Origin of the sequence: Trichocoleus desertorum ATA4-8-CV12 (assembly GCA_019358975.1) — a bacterium.
Taxonomy (GTDB): Bacteria; Cyanobacteriota; Cyanobacteriia; order FACHB-46; family FACHB-46; genus Trichocoleus; species Trichocoleus desertorum_A.
Genome location: JAHHIL010000073.1, coordinates 1 through 17910, shown reverse-complemented (window position 1 = coordinate 17910; position 17910 = coordinate 1). Strand labels below are relative to the sequence as shown.

The following is a 17910-nucleotide window of genomic DNA, read 5'->3' as shown; positions in this document are numbered from 1 at the left end:
TCTAAGCCCTGCCCATAATTGTCATTTCTCCTTGTCGCGATCTACTCCTCTCGTTTGCTCTCGATCTGCTTCCGAGTTCAGGAAGGATTTCATTCAAAAAACAGCCTATGCAATTGACATTTCACACCCGAAACCTGCGTACTCCCAAAAACTCAATAAAGTAATGCGATCGGAGGCAGATGAACTGCGAGGCAGCCCAAGATTGCCAAAAATAAGTCCAGCAATGACGACTGCTACTGCACCTGATACCCCCAAGAATTGCCCAATCTGAAAGGTTCCTAACGCTAAGGCTACTGTGAGTAATAGGCTGCTCAGGGGATCATTGAGGCGGACAAAGACAGGCAGACTTAAGTAGCCCAAAATTGCCCCTACAAGTCCCCCGCCTAAGGCAACCACGAGCAACTCCTTGACTCCTCCCACAACGGTGAGGGAACCTGTCGCATAAACGATCAGAATCAAATTGAAGGAAACCAGAGCAGCCGCATCATTGAACAGGGTTTCTCCCTCTACAATGGCGGAGAGTCGGGAAGGTACCCGGATTTCCTTAAAGACTGCGATCATGGAAACAGTATCTGTATTCGCCAAAATTACGCCGATCAATAACGCGGGAATCCAGTCTATTCCCAGTCCGAATTTAACCAAAACTGCAATAATTGCCGACGAAAAAATTGAACCGGGGCCTGCCAAAAGCGCGACTGGTTTAAAGGTGCTGCGGAGACGGCTGATATCTGTATTAATTGCCGCTTCAAAAATCAGAATGGGCAGGAAAAGATTGAGGATGAGAGACGGGTCTAAACCAATTCGACGCGACAAGACATCTGTAATAGGTAAACCTGCCAGCACCAAACCTGTTACATAGGGAATTCGTAATCGTTGGGTTACAAGTGCTACAGTTGTTGCAATCATGAGCAGAATGATCAAGATAGTCACTAGCTCAGGGATAGTGCCTGCTGTTTGGCTTTCTGTAGCAGGACTGCTGTCCAAAGGAGTTTGTTGAGCTAAAATCCACGCCATCACCGATCCTCCTCCCATAAACTTACTTTCCCTCAATCAACAGACTATTACCGTTTGAGTCTACATGAGGGAGTTAGCTTTGCTGTAGGTGTAGGAAGCCTAGTTTTCTAAACGCTGGGGCCAACTTCCACCGCTCGGCAGATAGACATTGCCGCTGATTTAATCGAAAGTAGCAGCTATAAAGCCCTTTATACTGATTTCAGATGGCTCTTCAGGCAAAACGGCTGAGTTCAGAACAACCGATGATTGGCAATTTGGTGCGAGAACTGCGGCAAGCCATGAACTTATCGCAGCAGAAGTTCGCTGATACCATTGGCATGACGTTTCCTAGCATTAATCGTTGGGAGAATGGCCACGCAATTCCCTCACCGCTGGCACTTCAGCAAATCGACACCTTATTAAAACAGTTAGGCGATCGCGGGGAAGCACTACGAACTAAGCACTTTCCAGATAGTGAGCCAAAGTCATGAACTCAGTGTATCCAGGGTCGATCGCTGGCGAAGTCTTCATCGGTGGCGGTGAAATGGGGGCGTTGATGCGATCGCTGGACTGGTCGCAAACGTCCCTCGGTGCCGTGCAAAACTGGTCTCAAAGTCTAAAAACTGCGGTTCGGATCATGTTGACATCTCGCCAAGCGATGTTCGTCTGGTGGGGCGAAGACTTGATCAACCTCTACAATGATGCCTACCGAGACATTCTGGGAGGCAAACATCCAGGAGCATTGGGGCAACCCGCTGCTCAGGTATGGCGTGAAATTTGGGATCAGGTGCTTCCACGGGCCGAGTCCGCCATCCTCAACAATGAGGGCACTTATGATGAAGCCTTGCTGTTGGTGATGGAGCGTAACGGCTACCCAGAAGAAACCTATTACACCTTTTCTTATAGCCCTGTTCCGGATGTTGAAGGTAAAACGGGGGGCATTCTTTGTGCCAATACCGACGATACCCAACGCATTATCGGTGAGCGGCAGTTGGCATTGTTAAAAGAACTGGCCTCCAGAACCGCAGATGCCCGCACCTTTGACGAAGCTTGCACACTCAGCACTGCTTGTCTCGCAACTAATCCCTACGACTTGCCCTTTAGTTTGATCTATCTAGTTGAGCCAGACCAACAATGCGCTTTGCTAGCGGGCACCTCTGGTATTGAGCCAGGGCACTCGATTATCCCTCAAGCGATCGCGCTGAATGATGCCGACTGGCACTTTGCTGAGGTTTTAAATACACAGCAACCCCGTCTGATCACAACTTCAGAAGCCCGTTTTAGCAATTTACCCACGGGGGCATGGCAGATCCCCCCGCACCAACTCGCTGTAGTTCCCATCGCTGCATCCGGAAACAGAGGGAAAGCGGGCATCATGGTTGTGGGCTTGAATCCATTGCGGTTATTTGATGACAACTACCAGAGATTTTTGAATCTAGTTTCGACTCAAATTGCTGCCAGCATCACCAATGCTCAAGCTTATGAAGAAGAACGCAAACGGGCAGAAGCTTTAGCAGAACTCGATCGCGCCAAAACCACCTTTTTTAGCAACATCTCCCACGAATTCCGAACCCCACTCACACTCATGCTCGGTCCTCTAGAGGAGATCTTGGCAACAGAGGGAGTAATACCAGACGAGCAACGGCAACAACTGGATTTGGTACACCGCAACTCATTGCGCCTGCTCAAACTAGTCAACACACTACTAGATTTCTCTCGAATTGAAGCGGGCCGAGTCCAGGCAGTCTATGAAGCTATCGATTTGGCCGCGTTGACCGCAGAATTAGCAAGTGTGTTTCGTTCGGCGATCGAGCAAGCAGGACTACAGCTTGTCGTTGACTGTAAATCTCTCACTGGGCCTGTCTACGTCGATCGGGAGATGTGGGAAAAGATTATCCTCAACCTGCTCTCCAACGCCTTTAAATTTACCTTTTCTGGTGAGATTGCGGTTATCCTTCAGCAGAGACAAAGCCAGGTTGAATTGACGGTGCGTGACACTGGAATTGGGATGCCTGCCACAGAACTACCTCGTTTATTTGAACGGTTTTATCGGGTTGAAGGAGCACAGGGCAGAAGCCAGGAAGGCTCTGGGATTGGATTGGCTCTGGTAAAAGAACTAGTCCATCTGCATGGGGGAGAGGTCGAGGTTGCCAGCATTGAGGGAGAGGGTACAACTTTCACCCTGACGATTCCGACAGGAACTGATCATTTACCCCCCGAACGTCTCCAAAACAGCGATCGCACTGCATCTCCTACAGTTCTCGGAGCTGCCCCCTATGTGGAAGAAGCACTCCGCTGGCTACCAGAAGATTTGAGACTGCCGATCTTAGATTTTGGATTGGGGAGTACAGAGATAGAAACAGCACGCAACTCAAATGAGCAGACGAAACCTCTAAAATCTGAAATCCTGCTGGTCGATGACAACACCGACATGCGGAACTATGTGAAACGGTTATTGCTGAACCAGGGATATAACGTGGAAACTGCTGCTGATGGCATGATGGCGTTAGCTATAATTCAGCAACAACTTCCCGATCTGGTCTTAACAGATGTGATGATGCCCCGTTTAGACGGGTTCGGATTATTGCGGGAACTCCGAGCTACTCCCACAACTAGGGACATCCCAATCATTTTACTGTCTGCCCGCGCTGGAGAAGAAGCTCGCGTAGAGGGGTTAGAAGCAGGAGCAGATGACTATTTGATCAAACCCTTTTCTACCCGTGAGTTGTTGGTAAGAGTAGAAGCAAGTTTGAAACTGGCTCGCCTGCGACGAGAAACCCAACAGCGAGAGCAGACCCTCCGTTTAGAGGCAGAAACCGCGCAACAAAGTGTAGAAACTATTCTGTCGAGCATTAATGATGGGTTTTATCGGCTCGATCGCAATTGGTGTTACACCTACATCAACGATCGCAACTGCGAAATTGTTAGTAGGCCCCGCAACGACGTGCTAGGCAAAAACATTTGGGAGATGTTTCCTGATCTGGTAGGCACCGAGCTTTATGCAAATTTCCAGCGATCGCTAGAAACCCAAACACCAGCTCAATTTGAGTATTTTTATCCCACTTGGAATCGTTGGTTTGAAAACCGGGTCTATCCTTCTCCCCAAGGGCTCACAGTTTTTGTCGCCGACATCAGCGCTCGCAAACAAATAGAAGAGTCACTGCGGCGGAGTGAGGAGCAATTCCGCAATCTGGCAGACAATGCTCCCTTTATGGTCTGGGTGACTGATCCCGCAGGCTCCTGCACCTATCTCAGTCAAAGGTGGTATAACTTCACTGGGCAGACTGAGGCAACAGGTTTGGGCTTAGGATGGTTGAACATCACGCATCCAGACGATCGCGAGGAGGCTGAGCGTATTTTTTTGGCATCAAACGAGCGCCAGGAAGCCTTCCGTCTAGAGTATCGCTTGCAACGCCGTGATGGTGAGTATATTTGGGCGATCGGTGCGGCTAGTCCTTGGTTTGGAGCCAATGGTGAATTCAAAGGATATGTCGGTTCTGTGGTTGACATTAGCGATCGCAAACGAGCCGAAGCGGAGCGCAATCATCTCCTGACTCGTGAACGCGCCGCGCGGGAAGAAGCTGAGACTGCCAACCGGGTCAAAGATGAGTTTTTGGCGGTGCTGTCCCATGAGTTGCGATCGCCCCTCAATCCAATCCTCGGTTGGTCAAAACTCTTGCAAACTCGCCAGTTTGACCCACCAGCCACGCAGCGGGCCTTACAAACCATTGAGCGCAATGCCAAGCTGCAAACTCAGTTGATTGAAGATTTGCTGGATGTCTCTCGGATCTTGCAAGGCAAGATGGCCTTGAACGTGGGTCTGGTCAACTTAGCGACAGTCGTTGAATCGGCTTTAGAAACCGTGCGGTTGGCGGCAGATGCCAAACAGATTCAACTGCAAACCGTGATCTCCCTTGAGCACCCACAAGTCTCTGGTGATTCGGCACGACTCCAACAGATTGTATGGAATTTGCTCTCGAATGCCGTTAAGTTTACGCCGGACGGGGGCCAAGTTGAAGTTTGCCTAGATCAAATTGGCACCTATGCTCAAATCCAGGTGAAAGATACGGGTAAGGGCATCAGTCCAGACTTTTTACCTTATGTGTTTGACTACTTCCGTCAAGAAGATGGCAAAACAACCCGTAAGTTTGGGGGGCTGGGCTTAGGCTTAGCGATCGTGCGTCATTTAAGTGAACTGCATGGTGGAACGGTTCAGGTGGAAAGTCTTGGAGAGGAACAGGGCGCTACGTTTATTGTCCGGTTGCCTCTGATTAACAAGTTGGTAGCGTCAGAAGCAAAACATTTCACTACCACTGAATCGGTTGATTTAAGTCAACTCAGGATTCTAGTGGTTGATGACGATGAGGACATGCGGAATCTGGTGCAGGTGATTTTAGAGCAACAAGGAGCGCAGGTGGAAATTGCAGCTTCTGCGGCTGAAGTGTTGCTCTCCTTCGATCGCCAGCTCCCTAATGTTTTGATTAGTGATATCGGCATGCCAGATATTGATGGTTATATGCTGATGCAGCAAATTCGATCGCGATCGCCAGACCAAGGTGGCCTCATACCCGCGATCGCCCTTACCGCTTATGCCGCAGAGTATGACCAACAGCAAGCCTTGAAAGCAGGATTTCAGCAGCACCTAGCCAAGCCCATTGAGCCAGATGCCTTGACCCAAGCGATCGCTGACTTGGTTCTAAAGCGTTAATTACTCCCTTCCCGCTGTAGGATCGAGGAAGGAGTAAGGAATCGTGATGAATCGAACTCAAGCCTTTCTGCTTCATCTATTGCCAGATCCGGATGAATCCGTTTGGCAACTTCTCGGTAAAGCTTTTTAAGATGTTCGGATGCCCAATTACTAAAATTTTAGATAATTTTGCTTGTAGGATTCCATCAGTCACGACTCTGTTACGCCAAGGGCAACTAGTTGCAAAATTTGTAACTACTCCTAGCACAGGCCTAAGTTTGCCTAGCTTAGACAAACGTGATGCCCTTGGCTTGAGGAGAATAATCAATATGGTGAGACTTCCCGCGATCGCGCTTTTGGTCGGATTACTAACCGCTAGCTCCGTGGCAGTAGGTGGGCTAAAAACAGGGATGCGATCGCCCGTCGTGCCGCATCGTGAGAACTTAACAGTTCAGCAAACCGAAACTCTAGATCGTTTAGTCGATCGCGGAGAGGCCCTGAGAATTACCTGGTTTAGTCCTGCAACTCTCGGTTCTCATCAATTTGTGGAATCCTTGCCCGAAGAAACGGTTTTTCTGGCATGGAATGATCTCTGCACTAAATTTTCTGCCCAAAAGGTGGGTTGTGTGGAATCAGGCCTGTTTCGTCCTAGGGCTCTGGCAGAAATTTTGATTAAAAATAAAGAACGGGCTGCCACTGCACAGCCTTAAAAGTTTGGCTAGCACTCTAAATACAACATTAGGATGCCAAGCATTTGGGAAGGGAGTCTCCATAATGGAAGTGGTTGGTAGTCCATCACCAGATTCGATGTTGTTCAGGTATCAGTAAGGGTTATGCAGGGAAACCAGGCCACACAGGAGCAGCTCCTCCTCACCATTGCCCAACTCCAGCAGGAAGTCCAAAGCTTAAAGCAAGACCAGCAGGAGCGAGAAAAATTAACCGCGCTCAACACCAACTTAGAACGTGCAGTCGAGGAACGTACTAGAGAGCTACGTCGGAGTAACGCCCTTTTGAAAGCTCAGCAGGAAGCTGCCGTCGATGGGGTCTTAGTGGTGGATGAAAATCGTTCTGTTGTCTCTTACAATCAGCGGTTTTGCCAACTCTGGCGCATTCCTGAGGCAGTGATGCAGACTCGGAATCCTTGCCAGTTAGTGAAGCGAATTATCGATAAAGTAGAGCAGCCAGAAGAGTTTCGAGCGCAAGTAGAATATCTTTACCAAAATTTAGAAGAGATTGCCTACGATGAGATTTTGTTGAAGGATGGACGGGTTTTAGAGCGCTATTCTATGGCCGCGCGATCGCCGGAAGGGCAGTACTACGGTAGAGTTTTTTATTTCCGAGATATCAGTGACCGCAAGCGCGCCGAAGCAGCCCTGCGGGAAAGTGAGATTCAGTATCGGGACTTAGTGCAGACAGCCAACTGCATCATTCTGCGTTGGGATACGAACGGCGATATCCGATTTCTGAATGACTATGGCCAGCGTCTCCTTGGCTTCGAGAGTCATGAGATTATGGGTCGCAATGTCGTTGGCACCATTGTTCCGGAGACAGAAACCTCTGGGCGCGACTTACAAGCCTTGATGGTAGATATTTGTCAACACCCAGAAAACTATCTACTCAATGAGAACGAAAACCTTTGCAAGGACGGCGATCGCGTCTGGATTGTCTGGGCTAATAAGCCAATCTTGGACGATCAGGGAAATCTGGTAGAAATTCTTTCGGTCGGCACCAATGCCACCCAGCGCAAGCGAATGGAGGCGGCTCTAGAGGAGAGCGAGTTGAAGTTCCGCACCATTGTCGAGAACGCTCATGACACCCTCTATGTGATTAATCCTGAAGGCATTTTCTACTATCTTTCGCCCAATTTGCGTAACATCATGGGTTATGAACCGAGCGAGTTGGAGGGAATTTCCTTTGCACCTTTCATTCACCCCGATGATTTATCCCGATGTGCTAGCGCGATCGCCCATGTCGTTGCCACAGGCGAGACAAACTCAGAAATCGAGTATCGTGCTAAATGCAAAGATGGCAGTTATTCCTGGCTAGTGACTAATCTAGCCGCTTCGCGAGATGCAAATGGCCAGTTGATCATTATTGGTGTAGCTCGCGACATCAATGAACGTAAGCGTGTAGAGGAAGCGCTGCGGCGGAGTGAAATCAAGTACCGCAATATTTTCGAGAACTCCCAGGTAGGGATTGGCCGCACTCGTTTAGAAGATGGATTGATTTTAGATGTCAATCAACGTTGTGTAGAAATTCTCGGTTGTAGTTCTGCTGCTGAGTTGATTGGTCAGCGATTTGCTCCAGAGTTCTATGCCGATCCCAGCGATCGCCAACGTTTACTCGCTAGTATTCAGCAATCTGGCGAGATCCAAAACTTTGAACTAGCACTCCGCCAATGCAGTGGGACGCTGACCTGGGTTCTCCTGTCATTCCGTCTGAATGCGGAAGAAAACCATCTTGATTTTGTCATGGAGGATATTACCGATCGCAAGCAGCGAGAAGAAGCTCTACGTCTGATTGTAGAAGGAACTGCCGCTAAGACGGGAGATGAGTTCTTTCAGTCTTGCGTTCGCTACCTGGCTGAAGTCCTCCAAGTCGGCTATGCCTTTGTCAGTCGGTTTGTGAATAGAGCCAAAACGAGAGCCTGTACTTTAGCGGTTTGCGGAAATGGGAAAATTGGAGGAAACTTTGAGTACCACACTGAGTGTTTGCCCTGCGGCCAAATTCTACAAAGGCAAATTTGCCATTACCCCGAAAATCTCCAAACTCTTTTTCCTAGAGTTTTAGAATTTGCGGGCATGGAAGTAGAGAGCTACTTAGGCATTCCTTTAATCGATGCAGCGGGCAATATTCTAGGCATTCTAGGTGTCATGGATGTGAAGCCAATGGAGCCTGATGCGGGACGAGAGTTGATCTTAAGAATTTTTGCGGCCCGGGCTGGGGCTGAGTTGGAGCGAAAGCAAGCTGATGAAGCAGTGCAGTATCGCGCCCAGGTAGAAAGCTTGCTCAGTAGTATCTCTCGGCAGTTCATTGACCAAAATTTAGAGACAGCAGTGAACTTTAGCTTAAGGGCGATCGCGCAATTTTTTGGGGCGGAACGGAGTTGCATTTTTGAATACTCCCCGGATCAAACCAGCGCTCAAGTTGTCCATGAATGGTGTGCTCCTAGGGTGCTGCCATTAACTCTTGAATCGAGAGAGAATTCTGTAGCAGCATTTCCGCGTTTCCACCGCCTGATCTTGAGTGGTAATGCAGTCCACATTCCTAATATGGCTCAGCTCTCATCAGACATAGCAGAGAGGAGACTGTTTGAGTATCAGTCAATTCAGTCGCTGGTGGCAGTTCCCATGTCTCATGCCGATAAAGTCGTGGGTTTCTTGGGGATGGATGCAGTTCACAGCCCTAGAACTTGGACCCAAGAAGAATTGAGCCTGCTAAAATTAGTGGGTGAGCTGATTGCGATTGGGCGGGCCAGACATCAAGCGGAGGATGCGCTGCGTGTCGCTAAAGAAGCCGCCGAAGCCGCTAACCGCTCCAAGAGCATCTTCTTAGCGAATATGAGCCATGAATTGCGAACTCCCCTCAATGCCATCTTGGGCTTTACTCAGTTGATGGAGCGTGACCCTGTGCTCACTTCCCAACAAGAGGAATCCCTAGAAATCATTAATCGCAGTGGAGAGCATTTGCTGGGTCTAATTAATGATGTGCTAGAGATGTCCAAGATTGAGGCAGGACGCATGACTTTGCATCCTACGCCCTTCAACTTGCATCGGCTACTCTACACGCTCCAAGAAATGTTTCAAATTCGAGCCGAAGCCAAGCAATTGTCTCTGCAATTTGCACTCGCGCCTGACCTGCCGCCCTATGTCTTGATGGATGAGGGTAAACTCCGCCAAGTCTTGCTCAATCTCTTGAGTAATGCCGTGAAGTTTACAGATAGGGGTGAGGTGAGACTACGAGCCAGCCTTCAATCAGACAATCAATCTGCTGATATCAGCTACCACCTCTATGTGTCCGTTGAAGACACTGGAAGCGGAATTGCTCCTGAAGAAATCGACAGCCTGTTCCAACCTTTTGTCCAGACTAGCAGTGGCACCCAGGCTAGGGAAGGCACCGGATTAGGGCTAACGATTAGTCGCCAGTTTGTGCAATTGATGGGAGGTGAGCTTGAGGTTAGCAGCACCCTTAATCAGGGGTCAGTTTTCTCCTTCTATGTGCCGCTCACCTTGGCTGTATCATCTGTAGAGTTAGCTCAGTCTGGTGTTAGAGGCCGAGTCCTACACCTAGCCCCAAATCAACCAACTTATCGAATTCTAGTCGTAGACGATCGCCTAGAAAACTGTAAGTTGATGGAGCAATTATTGCAGATGGTAGGCTTTGAGACCGCCTTGGCAAGCAATGGACAAGAGGCGATCGCGCAATGGGAAAGCTGGCAACCCCACCTGATTTGGATGGATATGCGGATGCCTGTGATGGATGGCTATGAAGCCACTCGCCAAATTCGCCATTTAGAAGTAACGACTCCCGCTAGGTCGCACAGGACGGTGATCATCGCCTTGACTGCTAGCGCCTTTGAGGAGCAACGAGCCACGATTCTAGCTTCAGGATGTGATGACTTAGTCCGCAAGCCGTTCCGAGAAACGGTGATTTTTGACAAGATCGCGGCCTATTTGGGAGTTGAGTATCTCTATGAACCTGCCGAAACCGATCCGAAACCGACAAAACGCTTTGCAGCGATCGCGGATCGCTCTACCAGCAGCCCATCACCTCAGCCTCAAAATCTTAAGTGTGAGGACTTGATGGTGATGCCGCCGGAATGGATTGCCGAACTACACGCAGCAGCAACTAGAGTGAATGCCAATTTAGTGCTGCAACTACTGGCTCGAATTCCGGAAAACCACAGCTTATTAGCCAGTCGCTTGCAAGATTTGGTCAAACATTATCGCTTTGACACCTTGGTGGAGTTAACTCAAGCCGCTATTTCCTAAAGAGTGGGTACTAAAGAGTGAGTCGATTCACTGTAAGATTTTCAGAACCGCTGGCTTGCTCCTGCTCAATCATTGACTGTATGCAATCTGATGCTTTTCGAGGCAATATCCTCATTGTTGATGATACACCAGATAACCTGCGCCTTTTATCCACCATGCTAACTGGACAAGGATATGAGGTGCGTAGTGTGATTAATGGGGCAATGGCCCTAATGGGAGCCCGCGCAGAGCCACCTGACTTAATTTTGTTAGACATCAATATGCCGCAAATGAACGGCTATGAAGTTTGCGAACAACTCAAAGCGGATGACTGTAGCCGTGATATCCCTGTAATTTTCATCAGTGCGCTAGAGGATGTTTTAGATAAGGTAAAAGCTTTTTCCGTGGGCGGTGTGGACTATATCGTCAAGCCTTTTCAAATCGAAGAGGTATTAGCCCGGATTGAAACTCACCTGACAATACGGCGATTACAACAGCAACTCCAAACTCAAAATTTGCAACTGCAACAAAAAATGGTGGAGTTACAAGAACTCAACCAACTGAAAGAAGAGTTTCTTCACGCCATTTCTCACGATCTCCGGACTCCCATCGTCGGTACGTTGTTGGTGCTGGAAAACTTGCAGAACAAAGCTCAAAAGCAAGCGGGGGAAACCGTGGGGATCTCGCTTTCTGTGTTGCAGCGGATGATCCAAAGCAGCGATCGCCAGCTCAGCTTGCTCAATCTGCTCTTAGAAGCCCATTTCAATGAAGCGGGCCATATGGTTTTGGAGCCAGAAGCAGTATCTCTACACCCGTTTGTGCAAGATTTAGCAGCCGATTTAGAGCCTTTACTAGCTAAAAATGTTGCAACCCTGACAAATTTGATCTCCCCTGATCTACTACCTACGGCGGCTGATCCTTTACAACTCCGACGAGTATTCGAAAATCTCCTCACCAATGCCCTCAATCATAATCCTGCGGGTCTGAGCCTAGTGATCAATGCGACCCCTGTAACGGCTCAAGGAGATATGGTCTATTGCACGGTGCAGGATAACGGGGTAGGGATGACTCAAGCCCAATGCGATCGCTTGTTTGAGCGGTACGTACGAGGCGATCGCTCTCGATCAATGGGGATTGGCTTAGGGCTTTACTTATGTCGCCAGATTATTAGAGCGCATGGGGGCGAGATTGGGGTAACAAGTGTACCTGGAGCAGGAACAACCTTCTGGTTTACGCTACCATTAGCAGCCCAGTAGTCCCTCACCCCATTAGAATTCACTGGTCGAAGCGATGGCAGTGACTTAATACCCGCACGAGTTTGTTGATTTTCACAGGCTTACTGATGTAGTCATCCATTCCCGCCTTTAGGCAGACCTCGCGATCGTCCTGTCTCAATGCATGAAATCCTGACCTGTCGTGGCTTTGATGCTATCCTCCATTAGGAAACCATTGCCAGTTAAGGAGGCTGGCGATCGGATTTAGCCATGCGCCTACCGCCAAACGACAACTGATGCGATTAGGAGTGCCATTTATCACAATCGAGGGTGCGTTGGGGGTGGACTACTGGCAGCGACGACACTTAATTCTCTTGCAGAATCCTTAATTACGACTCCTTTTCTTAAGGGAAGCTGAAACTTATCGCAAGCACTCTGATTTATCCCTCCCCCCTGCATTGTTGAACTCTGAGTGAAGTGATATTGTTCAGCGTCAGTGAGTCTACGCTGCTTGTGATATTTCTTTTCAAGCAACTAGATTGGTGCATTTGCCCCTTAATGACCAATTAAATATGCACTTAAGTATTAAGTTGCCATCCTACGCAGTAGGATTAGCGTTGCTTGTGCAGATGATCTCTGCTTGCACCCCCCCAACCTCTCAACAGACTAGCTCCGTAGCTCAGCAAAACGCCCAGCAGACAGGCTCTGCAGATCAAATTGTGCTGGCGATCGGTGGTGAAAGTGAAGAAGGATATGATCCCGCTTTAGGTTGGGGACGGTATGGATCGCCGTTGTTCCACAGCACTCTATTGCGACGCAATGAAAATCTAGAACTTGTCAATGACCTTGCGATAAACTATCGCGTTAGTGACGATCGAAAAGTGTGGACAGTGAACATTCGACAGGATGCTGTGTTTTCTGATGGCAAGCCTGTCACAGCCGAGGATGTTGCCTATACCTTCAACAAAGCGGCTGAAAGTGGGGGGCTAACAGATGTCACCGTGTTGCAAGAAGCTGTGGCGATCGACGAAGACACGATAGAGTTACGCCTGAAGCAGCCTCAAAGTACCTTTGTGAATCGGCTTGTCACGCTGGGAATTGTGCCCAAACATGCACATGGAGCCGATTATGCCCGCAATCCGATTGGGTCGGGTCCCTACAAGCTGGTGCAGTGGGATGAAGGACAGCAGTTAATTGTCGAGGCAAATCCCGATTACTACGGTGAGCCGCCTGCAATTCAACGTCTAGTGTTTTTGTTTGTTGAGGAAGATGCGGCATTTGCAGCCGCAAAATCTGGACAGGCACAGGTCGCAGCTGTTCCGCAATCTCTGGCGGTACAGCAAGTTGACGGTATGAAGCTGTATGACGTAACCAGTGTCGATAATCGGGGATTGATGTTTCCGTTTCCTCAGAGCAATGCAAAAACAACGCCTGATGGAGATTCAGTGGGTAATGATGTCACTGCCGATCGCGCGATTCGACAGGCAATTAATGTAGCGATCGATCGCCAGGCTTTAGTCGAGGGAGTTTTAGAAGGCTATGGTTCTCCTGCGTATGGTCCGGTGAGTGGATTGGCGTGGGAAGAGCCTGATGCGGATATTCAAGATGCAAATATAGAACGGGCGAAACAGATTTTGGCAGAAGGGGGATGGAGTGACAAAAATGGGGATGGAGTTCTTGAAAAAGGCAACCTACAGGCAGAATTTACGTTGCTCTACCCTGCCAGTGATAGTACTCGTCAGGCACTTGCCCTTTCAGTGGCGGAGATGATTAAACCGATTGGTATTCGCGCTGTTGTACAGGGCAAAAGCTGGGATGAGATGGAATCCCTGGTACACAGTAATGTCGTGCTATTTGGCTGGGGGAGCCACGATCAGACTGAAATGTATAATCTCTACCACAGCAAAGCGGCGCAGGGAGACTTTTATAACGCGGGCTATTATGCGAACTCTGAGATTGACAAAACATTAGATTTAGCGATGGGCGCACCCACCGAGGAGGAAGCGATCGCCTTCTGGAAAACCGCACAGTGGGATGGTCAGCAGGGCTTTACTGCAAAGGGGGATGCAGCTTGGGCATGGCTGGTTAACCTCGATCACACCTACTTTGTGAGTAGCTGTCTGGATATTGGTAATCCACAAGTGGAACCTCACGGGCATGGCTGGCCCATTACTGCCAACATCGCACAATGGAAATGGACATGCAACTAACTGGCATTGCATCATTCATGGTGCGAAAACTCATTCGTCTGGTGCTGTTGTTGATTGCAGTGTCGGTGTTTAGCTTTGTATTAGTGAGCCTATCACCCGTTGATCCGGTCAACGCTTATGTCGGAGCCGATATGTTGCAAATCGGTTCAGAACAGCGCGAGTTGATTGCTCAGCGATGGGGTTTAGATGAACCCATGACCACTCGCTTTTTCCTGTGGCTACAACAGTTCGTCAGTGGCAATCTGGGAACATCTATGATCTTTAATCAACCTGTGTCTACTGTGATTGCCAATCGCTTTCAAGCTTCTCTGCAAATGCTGGCGATCGCCTGGTTACTTTCTGGGTTTCTGGGTTTAACGCTGGGAATTATTGCCGGGGCAAAAGAACGTTCTTGGGGCGATCGCATCATTCGGTTTTATGCGTACACCCTGGCTTCTTCGCCAACATTTTGGGTTGCTTTATTGCTGCTGATTATCTTCGCGGTGCAGCTTAAAGTAGCCCCGATTTGTTGTGCGGCTCCTCCTGGCGTTTTGGCACAGGATGTCACACTCTGGCAACGACTCCATCACATCCTTCTACCTGCTTTAACGTTAAGCATTATTGGGGTTGCCAATATTACGCTCCACACTCGACAGAAGTTGATTGAGGTGTTGAACAGTGATTATGTGTTGTTTGCACGAGCGCAGGGCGAAAGTTTGGTTGGCATTGTTCGCCATCATGGTTTACGGAATGTGATTCTCCCTGCGATTACGCTCCAGTTTGCATCACTGAGTGAGTTATTTGGTGGATCGGTGTTAGTAGAACAAGTTTTTGCCTACCCAGGATTAGGAGAAGCAACGGTTGAAGCGGCACTCCGCAGTGATATACCGCTATTAATTGGAATTGTCTTTTTTAGTGCCATTTTTGTTTACACCGGAAACACGATCGCCGATCTCACGTATCAAATTATTGATCCTCGGATTCGATTGAGCTAACTAGTTTATGTCTTCTCCTACTCTCTCTCGTCCTCAAATCCGATCGCGTCTTCGCATTAATCGTCGCCAAAAAACACTGTTGGCGATCGCCCTTTGTTCTCTTTTTCTACTCACAATCATTCTGAGCAGCAGCTTACTGAGTGACAGTGGATTAAATCCTGTATTAACTCAACGCAATCAATCCCCTTCTTTTGCCCATTGGTTTGGGACAGATTGGTTGGGGCGCGATATGTTAATGCGATCGCTGCATGGCATGTCATTAAGTGTGCGAGTCGGGTTATTAGCTGCCAGTTTTAGTGCTGTGATTGGAACAGGATTGGGGCTGATCTCAGGCACGTTTGGTGGCAAAGTTGATGCGGTCATTACCTGGATTATTGATGTATTTTTCAGTCTGCCCCATTTGGTATTGCTGATCATGATTGCCTTTGCGATGGGTGGAGGAACGACGGGCGTGATCATTGCGGTTGCGTTAACCCACTGGACAGGCTTGGCAAGAGTGATTCGGGCAGAAACCTTGCAAGTCAACAGTTCTGATTATGTGCAGCTTTCCCACAAGTTGGGAAAATCACCCCTTTGGATTGCGCGACATCACATCTTTCCTCACGTCATTCCACAATTGTTGGTGGGGCTGATTCTGCTCTTTCCCCACGCGATTTTACACGAAGCCGCGCTGTCGTTTATTGGGATTGGATTGTCGCCTCATACGCCAGCGATCGGGATCATTCTGGCAGAATCGATGCGTCACCTTTCGACAGGCTACTGGTGGTTGGGCGTCATGCCGGGACTGTTGTTGCTAATGACCGTAAAAGCCTTTGATACGCTAGGGGAAAACGTGCGGGCATTGATCGATCCAAAAACAAGTCAGGGGTGATCATGCTGTCAGTACAGAATCTTAGCGTGACATTTACGATGTATGACCGAGGGTTGACTCAGAAACAACTCACGGTCATTACAGAGTTAGATTTGGAGGTACAGGCAGGGCAGGTAGTTGCCGTTGTGGGTGCCAGTGGATCAGGAAAAAGCCTGTTGGCTCACGCTGTGCTTGGAATTTTGCCTGACAATGCTCAGGTCAGTGGCACGATCCTATTCAAGGGAAAACCGCTGACTCTGCAACGTGCTCAAATCTTGCGGGGCAAAGAAATTGCCCTGATTCCTCAATCGATCGGCTATCTTGATCCCCTGATGCAGGTCGGAAAGCAGGTGAACCGGGTAGCGCAGGTATGTGGATTGTCGAAACAACAGGCACGTCAGGCGGTCGATCGCACGTTTGACCGTTACAGTCTGGCGACCAAGGTAAAGCAGTACTATCCGTTTCAAGTTTCAGGGGGCATGGCACGGCGTGTCCTGGTGTCTACAGCAGTTGTGAGTCAGGCGGATCTGGTTATCGCGGATGAACCAACTCCCGGACTGCATCCTGATGTGGTGAAGGAAACTCTAGACCACTTACGAGAACTGGCAGATGAAGGAAAAGGGGTCATCCTGATTACCCATGACATTGAAGCGGCACTGCAAGTGGCAGATCAGGTTGCCGTTTTCTATGCCGGAACAACGGTTGAAATTGCCGCAGCAACCGATTTCCCAAACGGCACGATTCGCCACCCCTACACACAAGCCCTGTGGCGATCGCTTCCCCAAAACGAGTTTATTCCCGTTCCCGGTAGCCAACCCAGTCCCGATGCCCTACCAAGCGGGTGTTTGTTTAGCGATCGCTGTCCCTGGGTGACGGAGGAGTGTCAGGTTGGTCGTCCCCCATTTCGGCAGGTGCAAGGTGCGCCTGTGAGATGTATTCATGCGGAGGAACATCATGTTAGTCGGTAAGCAGCTTGCATTTCGCTATAGCCCCAGGCATCCCTGGATTTTGCGCGACTTCAATGTGGCGATCGCCCCCAACGAAGTTGTTGGACTCATGGGTCCTTCCGGGTTTGGCAAGACAACATTAGGCAAATTGCTAGCAGGTTATCTCACGCCCAACTTTGGGAACGTGACAGTAAACAATCAACCACTCCCCCTACGAAGCTACTCCCCAGTACAGCTAATTTTTCAAAACCCTGAATTAGCGGTCAATCCACGCTGGCGTGTTCGTCAAATTCTACAGGAAGGACACATGCCTACACCTGAGTTGTTGGATGCGTTGGGTGTTCACCAAAACTGGCTCAATCGCTACCCTCATGAGTTAAGTGGTGGTGAGCTGCAACGAATTGCCGTTGCACGCGTCCTTAACCCTACCACTCGTTATCTGATTGCTGATGAGATGACGGCAATGCTGGATGCCAATACCCAAGCGCTAATCTGGCAAGCTGTCCTTGCCCACACGCGCACTCATCAGGTTGGATTATTGGTAATCAGCCATGAATTTGCTCTATTGAAACGATTGTGCGATCGCATCATTGATGTGATTGGACATCGATCAGATGAATTCAGCAAAGTGTCCGTTAGTAAACTAGTTGAGCCTTAACTTCAAAACCCAATTGCTACTGTTACCTGGCTTAACGGACTTATTGAGCTTCTTTCATTTCTAAGTTCCGAAGGACTTCTTGCATCTCTTGAGGCGAAACACGACGCTGCAAAGAAGTCCAGAAATGCCCATTACTACTACCACTATTTAGTAACGATTGACTTCGCAATTGCCGTAAAGCGTTAACATTAAGGTTAAGCGGAGATTCATACAGTCAGACTCCTCAGACCTCAGGGGGTAACAGGGAGGTTGAAGCAGATGTGTAGCAAGGGATAGAGCTGCTAAGTACAAAAAAAGATAGGCTTGCTACTTGACCACAAGCCTATCCCAAAAAATGCTGCCTCCATTCTACCAAGCTCACCTCCAACAGTGCCTCAGTCCTCGCCATTACCTACTCGTGAATCTGC

At 49.0% G+C, this 17910-nt stretch carries 10 protein-coding genes and 1 pseudogene; 10 read left to right on the top strand and 1 reads right to left on the bottom strand.

Annotation, left to right across the window (positions count from 1 at the left end):
- Positions 1-126: 126 nt before the first annotated feature.
- Positions 127-1032: pseudogene (locus KME12_26285) on the bottom strand (sodium:proton antiporter).
- 185 nt (positions 1033-1217) lie between these two features.
- Between KME12_26285 and KME12_26280 the strand changes: the two are divergent.
- The 10 genes from KME12_26280 (at position 1218) to KME12_26235 (ending at position 17503) form a co-directional block, all read left to right on the top strand.
- Positions 1218-1484: a helix-turn-helix domain-containing protein gene (locus KME12_26280; protein MBW4491278.1), complete on the top strand. Its 267-nt coding sequence runs from the start codon at positions 1218-1220 to the stop codon at positions 1482-1484.
- Positions 1481-5701: a response regulator gene (locus KME12_26275; GenBank protein MBW4491277.1), complete on the top strand. Its 4221-nt coding sequence runs from the start codon at positions 1481-1483 to the stop codon at positions 5699-5701. The genes KME12_26280 and KME12_26275 overlap by 4 nt, the downstream gene beginning before the upstream one ends.
- A 308-nt stretch (positions 5702-6009) precedes the next feature.
- Positions 6010-6390, top strand: coding sequence for a hypothetical protein (locus tag KME12_26270; GenBank protein MBW4491276.1), 381 nt, complete (start codon positions 6010-6012; stop codon positions 6388-6390).
- 123 nt (positions 6391-6513) lie between these two features.
- Positions 6514-10671 (top strand): PAS domain S-box protein, encoded by a 4158-nt coding sequence (locus KME12_26265; protein MBW4491275.1) that lies wholly within the window; start codon positions 6514-6516, stop codon positions 10669-10671.
- An 80-nt stretch (positions 10672-10751) separates the two neighbouring features.
- Positions 10752-11906, top strand: coding sequence for a hybrid sensor histidine kinase/response regulator (locus tag KME12_26260; GenBank protein MBW4491274.1), 1155 nt, complete (start codon positions 10752-10754; stop codon positions 11904-11906).
- Positions 11907-12436: 530 nt separating this feature from the next.
- Positions 12437-14074, top strand: coding sequence for an ABC transporter substrate-binding protein (locus KME12_26255; protein MBW4491273.1), 1638 nt, complete (start codon positions 12437-12439; stop codon positions 14072-14074).
- Positions 14059-15048: an ABC transporter permease gene (locus KME12_26250; GenBank protein ID MBW4491272.1), complete on the top strand. Its 990-nt coding sequence runs from the start codon at positions 14059-14061 to the stop codon at positions 15046-15048. Before KME12_26255 ends, KME12_26250 begins: the two co-directional genes overlap by 16 nt.
- A 7-nt stretch (positions 15049-15055) precedes the next feature.
- Entirely contained in the window at positions 15056-15919 is an 864-nt protein-coding gene (locus tag KME12_26245; GenBank protein MBW4491271.1) for an ABC transporter permease, read from the top strand.
- Between the two features lie 2 nt (positions 15920-15921).
- Positions 15922-16866 carry an ABC transporter ATP-binding protein gene (locus KME12_26240; protein MBW4491270.1) on the top strand — a complete coding sequence of 315 codons (945 nt, stop codon included), beginning with the start codon at positions 15922-15924 and terminating at the stop codon, positions 16864-16866.
- On the top strand, positions 16853-17503 hold the full coding sequence (locus KME12_26235; GenBank protein MBW4491269.1) for an ATP-binding cassette domain-containing protein: 651 nt from the start codon (positions 16853-16855) through the stop codon (positions 17501-17503). Before KME12_26240 ends, KME12_26235 begins: the two co-directional genes overlap by 14 nt.
- The last annotated feature ends 407 nt before the right edge of the window (positions 17504-17910 follow it).

Coding starts and splice junctions, on each gene's coding strand:
- KME12_26280 (MBW4491278.1), top strand. CDS start 1,218: ATGGCTCTTCAGGCAAAACGGCTGAGTTCAGAACAACCGATGATTGGC.
- KME12_26275 (MBW4491277.1), top strand. CDS start 1,481: ATGAACTCAGTGTATCCAGGGTCGATCGCTGGCGAAGTCTTCATCGGT.
- KME12_26270 (MBW4491276.1), top strand. CDS start 6,010: ATGGTGAGACTTCCCGCGATCGCGCTTTTGGTCGGATTACTAACCGCT.
- KME12_26265 (MBW4491275.1), top strand. CDS start 6,514: ATGCAGGGAAACCAGGCCACACAGGAGCAGCTCCTCCTCACCATTGCC.
- KME12_26260 (MBW4491274.1), top strand. CDS start 10,752: ATGCAATCTGATGCTTTTCGAGGCAATATCCTCATTGTTGATGATACA.
- KME12_26255 (MBW4491273.1), top strand. CDS start 12,437: ATGCACTTAAGTATTAAGTTGCCATCCTACGCAGTAGGATTAGCGTTG.
- KME12_26250 (MBW4491272.1), top strand. CDS start 14,059: ATGGACATGCAACTAACTGGCATTGCATCATTCATGGTGCGAAAACTC.
- KME12_26245 (MBW4491271.1), top strand. CDS start 15,056: ATGTCTTCTCCTACTCTCTCTCGTCCTCAAATCCGATCGCGTCTTCGC.
- KME12_26240 (MBW4491270.1), top strand. CDS start 15,922: ATGCTGTCAGTACAGAATCTTAGCGTGACATTTACGATGTATGACCGA.
- KME12_26235 (MBW4491269.1), top strand. CDS start 16,853: ATGTTAGTCGGTAAGCAGCTTGCATTTCGCTATAGCCCCAGGCATCCC.